We start from the raw sequence: 13,931 nt of genomic DNA, 5'->3' as shown, positions 1-13,931 counted from the left end.
TGACTAGATATGTGAGTCTGCTTACTGCAAACTATTGACTGCCGACTGATTTTTGCATTTCCTTTAAACTTTGCTGGCATTATTTTCGTTTTCATGGTAACAAATTATATAGCCATGAAAAAGATTCTGCCCGCTCTATTTATCCTCACATTTATTTCCGTTTCCAAAACCACGTCAGCACAGGATTATAAAACCGCATTAGGTATCAGGCTTAGTACTGACGCTGCGGTGATCAATAATTCTGTTTCGATCAAACATTTTATCAATGAAAAAGTAGCTATAGAAGGATTGCTTGCTTTTTCTAACCCCGTTGCTATTGGTGGGTTGCTTGAGATCCATAAACCATTCACAGGCACAGAAGGATTAAAATGGTTTTATGGAGGAGGTATATACCTCGGTTTTGATTCTGATAAGACAAAAACAACTGGCCGCAACCTGATGGGTGCTATGGGAGTTGTAGGATTGGATTATAAGTTTGCGAATGCTCCTCTTAACCTTAGTCTCGACTGGAAACCTGAGTTAAATATCATTGATGAAATAAATTTTGAACCGGCGACTATTGGATTTTCAGCCCGGTTTACTTTTGGCAAAAAGGCCGCCATTAAAACTGAATAATATTGATGCCGGTTCAGTTTCCTGAATGTGCATTTTTTTTAATAAGAATTGCGGTTTTGTGCAGGAATTTACTTTAAATTCGTAGCCTACCAAGGCTCAAAATGCTTAAAAGAGAAAGACAGGCATATATTTTACATCAGGTAAACCTGCATAATAAAGTCCTCTCTTCAACGCTCAGTAGCGAAATCAATGTGTCGGAAGATACTATCCGCCGTGATTTGCAGGAACTGGCGGAAGAAGGAAGGGTTATTAAAGTGCATGGTGGAGCCCTATCTCATTCATTCAGCCAGTTTCATTATCCATCTTCAAATTTCTATTCTCAATCAGGCAAAAATATCATTGCTCAGAAAGCTGTTGGATTGATACAGGATGGTATGTATGTACTTACCGGTGGTGGAACTACAATTATAGAAATGGCCCGTAATCTCCCTCACCAGTTGCAGGCTACTTTTATTACAGGAAGTATTCCTGTAATTGTTGAATATCTCAATCATCCCAGTATTGATGTAATTGTAATTGGCGATAAAATTTCACGTAATTCAAAAATCACAGTCGGACCTGAATCTATAAAAAGCATTAAGCAACTAAAACCGCATTTATGTTTTTTAGGAATAAATGCGCTGGATGCTGAACATGGCATCACCGATAATGACTGGGATATAGTGCAGGTAAAAAAAGCGATGATCGAAGCAGCACAAAAAACTGTTTGCATGACGATCTCAGAAAAACTGAATACTTTTCAACCGATAAAAATTTGTGGACTGGATGAAATAGATATATTGATTACAGAACTTGAACCTTCTGATCCGTTACTACAACCATTTGTGGAAGCGGGTATTGAAGTGATTTAAATATTTTAAATTAACACTGCTTAGAAATTTTTAAACTAAAACAAAACAACAGCTTATGAGAACGTTTCTGCGGTTATGTAAAATTTTACCGGTATTGCTGTTACTCATTCCTGCCACAGTAATGGCACAGGAAAGAACAGTAACTGGTACGGTAATATCCGAAGAGAACAAAGCCCCGGTAAGCGGAGCTACTGTTCGGGTAAAAGGCACCCGGAAAATAACAAAGACTGATGCCAACGGTAAATTCTCGATTGCAATAAAAGAAGGAGAAACACTTCAGTTCTCCCACGTTTCTTTTGAGGCAATGGAAGCAAAACCCGGTACAGGCAGTACAATGGGTGTTACATTAAAAGCGGCCGCCGGGCAACTCGGCGAAGTAGTTGTGACAGCGATGGACGTAAGAAAATTGCCGCGGGAACTTGGATACTCAGCTCAAAAAGTAACGGGAGCTGAAATACAAGAATCACAACGTGAAAACTTCGTAAACAGTTTACAGGGCCGGGTAGCAGGATTAACGATTACACCAACAACAGGCGCTGCAGGTGCATCATCACAAATTGTATTAAGAGGTTTTAACTCGCTATCATTAAATAACCAGCCATTGTTTGTTGTAGATGGAATTATTATCGACAACCAAACGATCAATGAAACATCAAACGGTGGTAGTGCATTAGGTCTTGCCTCCGATCGTCCAAACAGGAATAATGATTATACAAACAGGATTGCGGATCTAAATCCGAATGATATAGAAACAGTAACTGTATTGAAAGGTCCGGAAGCAACTGCCTTATATGGTAGCCAGGCTGGTTCGGGAGCTATTATCATTACAACTAAAAAAGCAACTACGGGTACAGTCAGAGTAAACTATGACAATAGTTTCAGATTTCAGCGATTAACAAGAACATTGGACCTGAATGATGATTATAGTCCGGGAACAAATGGCGTTCCGGGGGGTACAACGTTTTCTTATTTTGGTCCGAAGTATAAAGAAGGTACACCCACTTATGATAATATAGATGCATTTTTTGAAAACGGATTTTCTCAAACACATAACCTCAGCGCCAATTATGGGTTTAAAAATACGGGCTTTGGTTTATCTACATCTTATTTCGATCAGAAAGCTGTTATTCCTACAAATGATTATAATAAATTTAATATCAGGCTTACCAATACTACCAAAATAGGTAAGCATATAGAAATCTCGCCTTCGGCCCAGTACATTGTTTCTAATAACAACAAAACAATAAGAAGTGCCGGTGGTTATCTGCAAGGCTTATATACATGGCCTAAGGATAACGACATTACAAAATTTGAAGATGAAAATGGGTATAAGATCGCTGCGATCTCAACCGATCCATATACGGAAACAGACAACCCGCTGTATAATGCACTTAAGAACCGCAGCTTTGACAAAACAGAAAGATATATACTCAGTGGTGGCATCAACATTAATCCATTTGACTGGCTTTCTGTAAATGGACGCTTCGGGTATGATCATTATGATGCAACCGGGTATACTTTTTACAGTCCCCTTTCAAGCCTCACTTCAAGAACTCCGATCACCGGTTTAGGCGCATTGGATAATTACTGGAGAGAGTATAATGGTTATAACCATACTATTACTGCTACCGTAAAGAAAAAAGTGGGAAAATGGGATGGCAGCCTGATGGTGGGTACCATGTGGCAGGATTATAAAACTGAAATGTTTGCTGTCTATGGAACAGGTTTAGTTGATTCATTTGGTACAACAACCAAAAAACTTTGGAAGAATGGTCAGGTAGTAACAGAAGATAATTTTGAGCAGATTGTAGGAAGCCCAAGTGATAGCAGCATTACGAACCCGACTACAAGAAGAAGATTGCTGCGTAATAATTTTGGATTGACCAATTATTCACAGTTACGTCAGTTGGCCATGTTCGGCGAAGCAAGAGTAGGCTATGACAATAAAATCTACCTGAGCTATACACACAGATGGGAATCTGCATCTGTCTTCCCGGAAGAATATCGGTATTATAATTACCCGGGCTTTAGTGTCAGTGCCATTGTTACGGACATTCTTCCTGGTTTAAAGGGTAAAGTGATAAACTTCTGGAAGTTGAGAGGATCAAGAGCACAAACTGCAAAGTTGGCTGATCCGTACAAGAACCAGTCTGTATTCGTAAACAATTTAACGAGCAGCGCTGTCGGTCTTATTTATTCTTATGGATTTGATAATAACAATCCTTACCTGCAACCTGAAAGACAAAAAACATATGAGTTTGGTATGGAACTTAAAATGCTGGATGGACTATTAGGGTTTGATATTTCCTATTATAATACACTTTGTATGGACCAGATCACTAACCAGTTCCGCGCCAGCTATGCTACAGGATTTATTTTGAATACACAGAATGCTGGTACTAACCGTAACCAGGGTGTTGAAGTGGTGTTGGATGTAAATCCGATAAGAAGAGGTGATTTCAGGTGGAATGTAAAATTCAATATGGCACATATGTGGGGTCGTGTACTTACATTGCCTGCAGCACTTGCATTCGAATATTATATTGCTGATACATGGTTGTATGGTAATGCCCGTGGTGGTTTGATCCGTGGAATGCCCGCAACTACTATCACTGGATTCCATTATAGGAGAAATAACCAGGGTAAAGTGGTAATTAATCCTGCTACAGGATTGCCGGTTGTAAACGGCACATTTGACGTTATCGGAAACAGGATGCCTGATTTTACAATGGGTACAGTGAGCACATTGCGTTATAAAACATGGACACTTGCAATGAACTGGGATCTGAGGATAGGTGGCGATATTTTCAATGCGAATGAAATGTACCTGACCCTGAATGGTAAGAGCAGGAAAACAGATGACCGTGAAGTACCAAGAGTAATTGACGGTGTATTGGAAGATGGAAAAGAAAACACCGCCAACCCTACCGCTAATACAATCGTAGTAATCCCTTATTTCCAGCAGACTTATTATACTTCAATGCCAGAGGAAGAATTTATTCAGAAAGATGTAAACTGGCTGAGGTTGCGTGATATTACATTGCGTTATGATCTTCCTCCTGCGAAACTCAAGAACATGGGTTATATTAAATCATTAGGCTTCTTCGTAACAGGAAATGATCTGCTATTGTTCACCAATTATAAAGGTGCCGACCCTGCCGTAAATGGTAATACTGCTTCTGCAAATGGTGTAGGTGCATTCGGATTTGATTATTTCAGTTTGCCAACGCCTATTTCTTTAAACTTTGGTCTCAGGGTGGGATTCTAAACTCTTAAAAACACAATGCAATGAAAAAGTACTTGAAATATATTTTATACACTACTGCGGGAGTTGTCATTCTCCTTTCATCCTGCAAAAAACAGCTGGACGAAGCTTATCTCAATCCCAATGCTGCAGTACGACAGCCTATCGAAGTTATTTTTCCAAGCCTCATCGGAAGCTTTACCGGAAGCTCATCAGCTGCGGGAAGTGCATATGGTTTGGCGGGTGATGCATTACTGATCGGACGTTATATTCAATATTGGGGAACCTACCAAATAGCTACCGGTGCAAATCTGGGCACTCAGTATGACCTGATGGGTGGCACTACTGGCGCCAGTGATAATATGGGTTCTCTCTGGGCGGCCCATTACTATGGTATGGGGCAAAATGTGAACCGCATCATTGACTGGGGAGGTGAAGAAGAAAAATGGGATTTTGTTGGAGCTGCATGGGCTCTCCGGGCATGGAGCTTGTTTGAAGCATCTAACCAATATGGAGAAATGATAGTACGCCAGGCATTTAATACAAGCCTTCAGCAGTTTTTGTATGACGAGCAGAGTGAAACTTACGATTCAGTAAGAACGATTTGTTTCCGTGCATTATCGTATTTGAATATGACGGGTGGAGGAATGAACCCGACTAATTTTGCAGCCAGTGATTTTTATTTTAATAAAGGCAATCTTGACAAATGGAAAAAATTTGTGTATGGTATTTTAGCAAGAAGCTATGCCTATCTCCACAATAAAACTGCTTATAGTGCAGATTCTGTGATCAAATATGCAAATCTTTCATGCCAGACAAATGCTGATAATATCATTTGCTCTTTTCAAAACACCGGCATAACAGGTACTATGAATTATTTCGGTCCGGCAAGAGGAAATGTAAACAATGCAAGTACAGGTATCCGTCAGTCAAAATATATCGCAGACCTGATGAGTGGAGCGAATGTCGGTGCTTTTGCTACAGTAGAAGATCCGAGAAGATGGGTGATACTTCGTGAGAATACCAACCAAACATTTAAAGGTACTGTTCCAGGACAGGGAACAAGCGGATTGGCTACAGACGACCAGCCAAGAAGTTTTGTAGGGACTACTTTTAGTACGGTTGGATATCCTATCGGAGATACTGCCCGTTTTATTTTTAGAAATGCTGCCGAGTGGCCGATCATGACTGCTTCAGAAATGAAATTCATAAAAGCAGAAGCATTGATCCGGAAAAACGATAGACCAAATGCTCTTATCGCATACAGGGAAGGAATCAGCCTCAATTTCGATCATCTCATCGATAAATATCCTAACAATGTGCCTGCTACACAAACCTTAACTGCGGCTAAAAGAGACGCTTACCTGGCACAACCGAATATTGTACCTGCTTCAGCTGCTAACCTTACACTCACTCATGTAATGCTACAAAAATTCATTGCGCTTTATGCATGGGGTGTACATATAACATGGACTGATATGCGGAGATATCACTATACTGATGTAGATCCGCAGACAGCGACCCAGGTGTATGTAAACTTTATTCCGCCTGCAAGCTTATTTGTCGATAACGCAGGTAAATTGGTTTATCGTACAAGGCCACGTTATAATTCAGAGTACCTGTATAATATACCCGAGTTAACCAGGATCGGCGCATTGAGTTTAGATTATCATACTAAACGTCCCTGGTTTTCCGAACCATAAATCCGTTAACACTAAAAAATATTACAAATGAGAAAATTATTAAAATTATTAAGTATAACATTATCGTTTATTGCAGTGTTAGCGGCCTGTAAAAAGGACTACTATTCGCGGCGTGCACAGGTTAATACCGAATTGTCAGAAAAAGCTGGTGTACAACTATATAATTCTATTATTGGCAGTAACCGTAGTTATTTATATGTGGATTTTAAACCTGTAAACGGTGCGACTATTGCGTACGGCACTTCCTTTCCATCAGGTGCAGCCGCCTTTTCTGTAAATAATGGCCTGCGTAATTTTTTATTCAGAGATACACTTGTTACATCATTACAAACAGCCATTTCAATCAATGAAACGCTGGCCCCTAGCAGTAATTATACAATTTTTGCTTATGATACAGTAAATGCTGCTAAGTCAAAATTGGTAACAACTAACATTGTAGTACCAGCGGATACATCAGCAAGGATCAGATTTGTAAACCTGATCTATTCAAAAACAGCAATACCGAATCTTGATATTTATTCAGCAAAAAAGAAAGCGGTTATTTATTCGAATATTGCCCCTGAAACAGTGACTGATTTTATGCCGTATGCATCTTTCCTGACTGATACACTGATTGTAAGAACAACAGGCTCCACAACAAATAACCTGATCAACAGAACAACAGCCGGAAGGATACCTCTTCAGTTAATAATTAACCCAACACCAAAAAGAAGTTATACTATGGTGTTGAGAGGTAGTTATTATACAGACACATCAACACAGACTAATTTAAGAACACTTACATCCTTTACGAACAACTAAGCACTAGACATTTTAGTGTTACAGCAGTTCCGCTAAAAGCGGAACTGTTTTTTTATACAGATGACCCAAAGAAGAGATAAGCTAGTAATATAGAAGTGATGATGCCAACCAAATCAGCGAGCAACATAACACCAATAGAATATCGGGTGTTTTTAACTCCTACAGCACCAAAATAAACTGCAATAACATAAAATGTAGTATCTGATGAACCTTGTAATACACATGAAAGGCGTCCGGCAAAACTATCAGCATTACCGTTACTCATTGCATCAGCCATCATACCTCTTGCTGCTCCCCCACTAAATGGTTTTACTAAAGCTGTGGGTAATCCGTCTACAAACCTTGTATCGGTACCAATAGATGCAAAAATATATTTCATAGCATCAATGATATAATCAAAAGTGCCACTGATGCGAAGCATACAAATTGCTACCAGCATTCCCACGAGATAAGGAATAATGCGTACAGCTGTTTCAAATCCTCCTTTAGCACCATCAATAAAGGAGCTGAAGATGTCTATTTTTTTATATACACCGCCCAATATTATCAGTAGCAGTATTAATAACAGTAATCCGTTTCCAAATGTGCCAGAAAAAAGCTCGAGTGATGTTTTATCAAGACGTGACAGGTACATGATCAATAATCCTATAATAGCCGAAATACTCAATACCCACGCAAGTATTACCGGTTGTAAGAGGTTTATTTTTTGTTTTAACGAAACAATTATCATCGCCGCCATTGTTGCTGCAAATGTGGCGATCATGCAAGGAATAAAAATATCAGTGGCATTTCTTGCACCGGAAGCCGAACGCAACGCTATAATACTTACCGGGATCAACGTAAGTCCCGAAGCATGCAGGCACAAAAACATAATTTGTGCATTGGATGCTTTTACTTTATCCGGGTTTAGTTCCTGTAAGCTTTCCATTGCTTTGATGCCGAATGGTGTGGCTGCATTATCCAATCCAAGAAGATTGGCCGAAAAATTCATCATCATGTGGCCGTTAGCCGGATGATCTTTAGGTACACCGGGAAATATGCGTGAAAAGAATGGCCCAATGATCCTAGCTAAAAATCGTATACCACCTGCTTTTTCTGCTATACCCATAAAACCCATAAATAACGCCATTGCTCCTATCAAACCCAGGCAAAGATTGACGGCATCCTTGCATGTTTCAATAATGCCATTTACTTTTTGTGGTTTAACGGCAATTATTTTGTCTCCTTCCTTTTTATAGGTCAATCCATTTTGTGATACTCTCTTCAAACTGTCAAGGCCGCTTACAATGCTAGCGTCTGTTTTTTCAACAGCCAACTCTTTTACTTTAATTGAATCGCCATTTTTCCCAATTACCAGTTGTGAGAATATTTGCTGGTTGCCATCCACTCCCAGGAATTTGTATGATGCTACCAGTATTGCAATAATGATAAATGCCGACCATATTCTGCTGAGAGCCATATGTTTTTTTGATTTAGAATTGAAGATTGCTGATTTTCAGTGAATATCCAAAAGCTTCTTTTCACATTTCGCCACTACGCTGTCGAAGCTTATCTTTGCCGCCTTAAAAAAAGCAGACCAAGTAACTAATCTTATCCCGATGGTTATCGGGACTGTAATTAAAAATCTGAAATCGAATTATGGGACTTCAAGCAGGTATTGTAGGATTACCGAATGTTGGAAAATCAACTTTGTTTAATGCTGTAAGCAACAGTGCTAAAGCACAGGCAAGTAATTATCGTTTCTGTACCATCGAACCTAATGTTGGTTTGGTAGATGTACCAGATCCGCGTTTAAATAAACTAGCTGAACTGGTAAAGCCTAACCGAATCGTACCTACGCAACTTGAAATAGTTGATATCGCAGGATTGGTAAAAGGAGCCAGTAAAGGTGAAGGACTCGGAAATAAATTCCTTGCTAATATCCGGGAAGTTGATGCTATTATTCATGTGATCCGTTGCTTCGAAGATGAAAATGTTTTGCGTGATGAAGGCGCCATTAACCCTGTTGGTGATAAAGATATAATCGATACAGAACTGCAATTGAAAGACCTTGATGGTGTTGAAAAGAAAATTCAGAAAACAGAAAAGCAAATAAAGCTGGATCCGAAATTCAAGGCTGAACTGGAAATATTGATAAGATGTAAAGAACATTTGGAAAAAGGAAGAAGCATCCGTGAATTGCAATTAGACAAAGAAGAAAAAGTGGCGATAGCTGATCTATTCCTGCTGACAGATAAACCGGTTTTATATGTGGCTAATGTAGATGAAGCTTCAATGCATACCGGGAATAAATATTCTGAAGCATTGAAAGAGGCTGTTAAGAACGAGAAAGCAGAAGTTATTATCATGAATAATTCTATCGAAGCACAAATATCTGAACTGGAGAGTGCAGAGGACAAAGAATTATTTATGGACGAATATAAAATGAAAGAACCTGCATTGGACAGGTTGATACATGCAACCTATAAATTACTCGGCCTCTATACATATTTCACTGCCGGTGTGCAGGAAGTAAGGGCTTGGACAATTCATGAAGGATGGAAAGCTCCTCAAGCTGCCAGTGTTATTCATACCGATTTTGAAAAAGGATTTATTAAAGCCGAAGTGATAGGCTATGATGATTATATACAATATGGTTCCGAATCTGCCTGTCGCGAAGTAGGTAAATTAAGAATAGAAGGAAAGGAATATCCCGTAAAAGATGGTGATGTGATGCATTTCAGGTTTAATGTATAAATACCCCCTGTCCCCCTAAAGGGGAGACTTAGGTCGAAAATTTCCCTTTTTCTTCAGAACTTTATCAATGATGAAAAGGGGAATGTTTTATAAAGCAGATCCATTAATTTTTGCCAAGGCAAAGGAATTACGAAATAAAACGACTGCAGAAGAAAATGTGTTTTGGCTTCGATTAAAGGAAACATTTGCTGGTTATAAATTTAGACGACAACATCCCATCTCAAATTATATAGTAGATTTTTATTGCCATAAGCTAAAACTAGTTATTGAAATTGATGGCCCAATTCATGAACAAGGGGATGTAAAAGAAAATGACACCAGAAGACAAAATGATTTAGAGAATTTAAACCTTACGATATTACGATTTACAAATGCTCAAATAAAACTGGAAATCGAAAAGGTGTTGACGATAATATCAGAATTAATAAACAGCCAGGAACCAGGAAAGCCTCATGTCTAAAGTTTTTCGAAATTATAAAGAGTGTTCAAATCTAAGTTCCCCCTTTAGGGGACAGGGGATTAGAATAATGCAGTTATTCCTGCCCTACCTACATGCACTGTTCTTGAGCTACCTGGTTTTCTTCCGTCATACTGTACATTCATTTCAAGGTTATTCAACAATCGTTTTGTCAAAGTAATGTTCCAAATATAATTGCTGCCGGGTAATAATCCATTCAGCATAATATAGCTTACTGTTGTATTTGGGATGTCGTTATAACTTATATTATCCAGTGTAAACTTTGCACTGATAGAACTGTTCTGGAGAATATTGTATTTCGCTTCTGCATTCAAAGAATGTGAGATTGATTTTTCACCTCCATAAGCAGGTAAGTTTTTCTTCGATTCATATTTGTAGCTGGTGATCAAGCGGAAATTTGTTTTACGTATAAAAGAAAACCGTGGCTCTATACTGTAAATTTCTAATTCATAATTCCTGTTATTGAATTTTGGCGTGTATAATGCATTCAATCCTTTTACTCCATTTACATCAAAGCTGAAAGACTGTGATAGATTCCAGCGCCATTTTAAAATCCAATTATTAAGCTTTCGACTTTCATATCCATACGTAAGCAGGTATTGCGAGTTATTCCTGAGATTGCTAACATCAATTCCCCATTTATTGCTATAGCGATTAAATGAAATAGTATTGAGAAAAACATTCGATAATGAGATCAATGCAGTATCGCCTACATCAAACTTGAATGGATTGAATTCAAAACTACCGCTTGAAACAGCTTTGTTGCTGATCTGTAGAGATGTTTGTAGGCTAAGTAATGAAACAAACTTCTTCATGCCTTTCAGGCTTCCGGAACTAAGCAATGCCCGTGGGGTGATATTAAGACTGTAATTAAAAGTGATATAGTTGGCTTTGGTATATTCATTTGTTGGTGTAAGTAAACGTATAAATTTTGCCTGGTCAGGAAATGCTGCTAATTCAAATTCATTTAATTGCTGTACCCCATCGGCATTATAATCGATCCATGCAAACTGACCCGTACCCGCCGGTACTTCATAATAAATAAAATCGCGGCGTTGCTCCTGCCCTGTTCCGAGTTCGTATAAAACATTTCCTGTCAGTAGTCCTTTCCATTCTGACATTACATATTCAGCACGACCGAGTATCGTTTCATCTTCCTTCTGACGGGAAACTTTACTGTCAATCACTTTTAATTTCCTGAACGTAGTGTTTAAATAAAGTTGCCTGTTCTCATTTGAAATTAGTTCTGTCTGCAAATTCAGGTTATAACTTCTATCGCCGCGGGACAACTCTTTACCAAGAGGATATTTATCTGAACGTGTAAAGAATGTAACCGTATGCTTATTCTTTTTATTCTCGCCGGATTTCAGATAAGCGGATAGTATATCAAAAGAAAAAGTGAGTGGTGTTAATGTATCAGTGACTTTATACCGGGGTTTGTTTTCTTCAAGTGCATAACGCATACCGATTCGCCAATTATTGATCTTTTTAAATTGCTTGTTAATATCAATCACAGGTCTGAACACAGTCCCTTTATCATTTGCTCCATTAAAACTGGTAAATGCAAGCTGGTTATTCATTTGCCAGCCTTTCGCATTTACGATATGATTAGCTGTCTGCATAAAACCATTATAATTATCGCTACGGTTATAGCTGATGGCATTGTAAGTGAAGCTATGACTGTTTTTATCTTTTAATCCTGCGGAAGCCCGGATGATATGCTCGTCGGCAGGTAAAAGAAAGATCGGCAATCCCCAATCTCTTGAAAACTCTACTCCTCTTAACCGTTCAAGGGGCTTGAACTTTGATTGTACAAATTCATAATCCAGTTTTGTAGTGAGAGTGAGTTGCCGTGAATTATTATATGTTTTATTATTTTCTAATTGAAATTTTGCTGCGATTCCTTTATCATCGCCATTATCTTTTGTTGAAAAAGTATTTGGATCATAATTGCTCACAGCTATTTCAGTTTTCAGTTTTGTCGTTTTGGAAAGAAGGTAATCAATGCCGAGATTCATCATCTGCTGCTTCTTGGGTGTGACGAGTAATATAACCGGTTCATATCTTCCTTGCTTTAGACTACCGATCGGCGGTACATATTTATATACTTTACCATTTGCACCGTTAAAATCAGGAATATAATTTCCCAGCCCAATACCCACATCAAGAAAGTTCAATGAATAAGTTGCCAGTACCTGGTTGGTGGAATATTTATAAAAAGAATCAATGCCCGGGGTTACAATTATCTTTTCATACAAAATTTTACCTGCTGCAAATGTGTCGATAGTGGCAGAAGGATAATAGGCATTCTGAATACTGTCACCAATAGATGAAAGAAACTGTTTCTGTACATTATCCAGTTCCTGGTTAATAGGAGAATTTTTTGAGTCGCTGTTATTAAAAAATCCAACCCGCATAGCGAGTTTGTTATTGATCACAAATTCCTGCGATACATAAAGATTTGCATTTAAATAGTTCCTGTCTGCATATTCAAACTCTACCTGTATACGGCTGTCTTTTGTGATCATGCGACGCGGAGTAAATGTTACTTCGGCTGTATTGTAATTGATAACATAATCCTGGTCTTCTCCCCTTTGCAACAACACACCATCTATAAAAACCCTTTCAGTATTGGGTAATACAATAAAATAAAATTCATTATTTGCACCACGCAAACGATATGGCCCCTGGTTACCTTCTAATCCTTCAATAAGATTTCTTGTAAATTTTCCTTTGGCAATAGAGCCGCTTAACAAAGTGTTTGACTTTATATTCTTTTTCTGTGAAATGACTGAAGAATTTTGGTAAACAATACCCTGTAATCTTTTATAAAATTTCAGAAAGTATGATTGGTCTTGCCGGATATCAATATCACCCAGGTTTAATTGCCAGCCTTTTTTGCTGAAACGGATATACACCTGGTCAAATTCATTCAACTCCTGTGTGGTACCATCTGGTTGTATCGGAATATTATTATCAGTAATGGCTGCAGCCAAATTGATACTATCGCCCAACATGCCACTCAACTGTAAATTAAAACTTGAATTCAACACCGCATCCTGTGCATTACCAAACGCAAGCTGACGGCCAAAGCTTCCTTCTGCTCTGATATTTCCAAAGCTGAATGCGCCACCCTGTTGCTGCTCTAAAAGCTCGTCTCTTGTAACAAATGGCACTGTATAGTTAACAAGACTGTCATAACTCATCCGGTAGCCAACACGGTTAAGTTTGGAAGGAAATACACGATAAGAGATCAAAATACTATCGGCAACGGGCTTGACCTTCCAATACAAAATGGCGTTTACATGATCGATCCTGAAATTATCATCAGCTGCGGTGTAAACTCTTACTGAATTAGGCACGATACTTAGCGAATCGAGTTTTATACTGTCGGTAGCTACCTGGAAGTATTTCTGGCGGAGATTTGACTGTGGTTTTGAGTCGGTTGGAAATTGAGCTGAGGCTGTGCAAACAATACACAGCCAGAATTTCAATAAAGATAT

9 protein-coding genes are annotated in these 13,931 nt (G+C 38.6%); 7 read left to right on the top strand and 2 right to left on the bottom strand.

The window, feature by feature from the left end; genetic code table 11:
• The first annotated feature begins 114 nt into the window (after window positions 1–114).
• The 5 genes from E6H07_14850 (at window position 115) to E6H07_14830 (ending at window position 7,214) form a co-directional block, all read left to right on the top strand.
• Window positions 115–615 (top strand): hypothetical protein, encoded by a 501-nt coding sequence (locus E6H07_14850; GenBank protein TMI62687.1) that lies wholly within the window; start codon window positions 115–117, stop codon window positions 613–615.
• A gap of 101 nt (window positions 616–716) precedes the next feature.
• On the top strand, window positions 717–1,466 hold the full coding sequence (locus E6H07_14845; protein ID TMI62686.1) for a DeoR/GlpR transcriptional regulator: 750 nt from the start codon (window positions 717–719) through the stop codon (window positions 1,464–1,466).
• A 55-nt stretch (window positions 1,467–1,521) separates the two neighbouring features.
• Window positions 1,522–4,734: a SusC/RagA family TonB-linked outer membrane protein gene (locus tag E6H07_14840; protein ID TMI62685.1), complete on the top strand. Its 3,213-nt coding sequence runs from the start codon at window positions 1,522–1,524 to the stop codon at window positions 4,732–4,734.
• A 20-nt stretch (window positions 4,735–4,754) separates the two neighbouring features.
• The gene (locus E6H07_14835) at window positions 4,755–6,413 is read left to right on the top strand and encodes a hypothetical protein (GenBank protein ID TMI62684.1); all 1,659 of its coding nucleotides are present in this window, start codon (window positions 4,755–4,757) and stop codon (window positions 6,411–6,413) included.
• Between the two features lie 27 nt (window positions 6,414–6,440).
• Window positions 6,441–7,214 (top strand): DUF4397 domain-containing protein, encoded by a 774-nt coding sequence (locus E6H07_14830; GenBank protein ID TMI62683.1) that lies wholly within the window; start codon window positions 6,441–6,443, stop codon window positions 7,212–7,214.
• A 52-nt stretch (window positions 7,215–7,266) separates the two neighbouring features.
• On the opposite strand, the gene E6H07_14825 is transcribed toward E6H07_14830, so the two are convergent.
• Window positions 7,267–8,673 (bottom strand): spore maturation protein, encoded by a 1,407-nt coding sequence (locus E6H07_14825; GenBank protein TMI62682.1) that lies wholly within the window; start codon window positions 8,671–8,673, stop codon window positions 7,267–7,269.
• 179 nt (window positions 8,674–8,852) lie between these two features.
• Between E6H07_14825 and ychF the strand changes: the two genes are divergently transcribed.
• Both ychF and E6H07_14815 read left to right on the top strand, forming a co-directional pair.
• The gene (gene ychF / locus E6H07_14820) at window positions 8,853–9,950 is read left to right on the top strand and encodes a redox-regulated ATPase YchF (GenBank protein ID TMI62681.1); all 1,098 of its coding nucleotides are present in this window, start codon (window positions 8,853–8,855) and stop codon (window positions 9,948–9,950) included.
• Window positions 9,951–10,017: 67 nt separating this feature from the next.
• Window positions 10,018–10,410 carry an endonuclease domain-containing protein gene (locus E6H07_14815; protein ID TMI62680.1) on the top strand — a complete coding sequence of 131 codons (393 nt, stop codon included), beginning with the start codon at window positions 10,018–10,020 and terminating at the stop codon, window positions 10,408–10,410.
• A 59-nt stretch (window positions 10,411–10,469) separates the two neighbouring features.
• On the opposite strand, the gene E6H07_14810 is transcribed toward E6H07_14815, so the two are convergent.
• Window positions 10,470–13,904 carry a hypothetical protein gene (locus tag E6H07_14810; GenBank protein TMI63080.1) on the bottom strand — a complete coding sequence of 1,145 codons (3,435 nt, stop codon included), beginning with the start codon at window positions 13,902–13,904 and terminating at the stop codon, window positions 10,470–10,472.
• Between the last annotated feature and the right edge of the window lie 27 nt (window positions 13,905–13,931).

The organism is Bacteroidota bacterium, assembly GCA_005882315.1.
In the GTDB taxonomy this organism is placed as follows: domain Bacteria; phylum Bacteroidota; class Bacteroidia; order Chitinophagales; family Chitinophagaceae; genus VBAR01.
Note: the sequence above shows the minus strand (reverse complement) of the source record. Positions and strands in the feature narration are given on the sequence as shown.